General features: G+C 73.9%; 1 pseudogene. It reads left to right on the plus strand.

Features of this window, described 5'->3' with window-relative positions:
* Positions 1–142: 142 nt before the first annotated feature.
* Positions 143–1,067 (plus strand): annotated as a pseudogene (locus FRW57_RS21975) (hypothetical protein); the annotation flags it as partial.

The following is a 1,067-nucleotide window of genomic DNA, read 5'->3' on the forward strand; positions in this document are numbered from 1 at the left end:
CAACCCGCTGCCCGGCGGGATCTGGCTGGGGCGCTGGCAGGGTCGCTGCCCCCCCAGGGGCAGCCGGATCCCGCCGGGCAGCGGGTTGCCCGCGCCCGGGGTGCGGTGAGGAAGGTCACCGGCATCGGGCCATGATGGACGCGTGCTCAGCGCAGCGACGCTCCACCGCCGTGGCCTGGACGAGGCCAATGCCGGCCGGCACGCGGCCGCCCGGCGCAGTTTCCGCACGGCCCTGGACCGGGCGACCGACGACGAGACGGTGGCCCAGATCGAGCTCAGCCTGGCCTACACCGAGTCCGAGCTCGGCACCGTCGACACCGGTCTGGCCCTGTGCCAGCACGCCCTCGGGCTGGCCGAGGTCCCGGACCTCGTGCGCGGCAAGATCTGGGGTCAGCTGGGCCTGCTCCACATGCGCGCCGGTGACGGCGACGCCGCCCTGGCGGCCCTCGCCCGTGCGGAGCCATTGCTCGACGACGACCAGGCCGAGGCCCTCGGCAACCTGCACCTGACGCGCGGCAACATCCACCTGCAGCGACGCCAGGTGGCCGAGGCACGGCACGACTTCGAAGCCGCAGCCAGGCACTACGCCCGCGGTGGTTTCGAGGTGCACCAGGGCAAGACCCAGCACAACCTGGGCTACACGCAGCTGCTCTCGGGCGACCTCCCGGACGCGTTGCGGCTCATGGACGAGGCCAGCCCCGTGCTCAAGGGACTGTCCAAGGTCTCCGAGGCGGTCGGCGCCCAGGACCGGTCCGAGGCGTTGATCGCAGCCGGGCAGCCTGAAGACGCGGCGGAGGCCCTGCGGACCTCGAGCCGCGCCTTCGCCTCGCGGGGGATGCGGCAGCGCCAGGCCGAGGCGCTGTTGGTCCTGGCGCAGCTGCTCCTGCGAGATGAACCGAGGGAGGCGAAGGCGGTCGCGAGCCGAGCAGCGCGGCTCTTCTCGGCGCGGGGCAGCGAGGTCTGGGCGCTGCGAGCCCGCGGTGTGGCGTTCACCGCCGACATCCTCGCCGGCCGTCACGACGCGGCACTGCTGCCGCAGGTGACCGAGGTCGCGGATGCCCTGCGCC

Origin of the sequence: Segeticoccus rhizosphaerae (genome assembly GCF_009192725.1) — a bacterium.
Classification (GTDB): Bacteria; Actinomycetota; Actinomycetes; order Actinomycetales; family Dermatophilaceae; genus Segeticoccus; species Segeticoccus rhizosphaerae.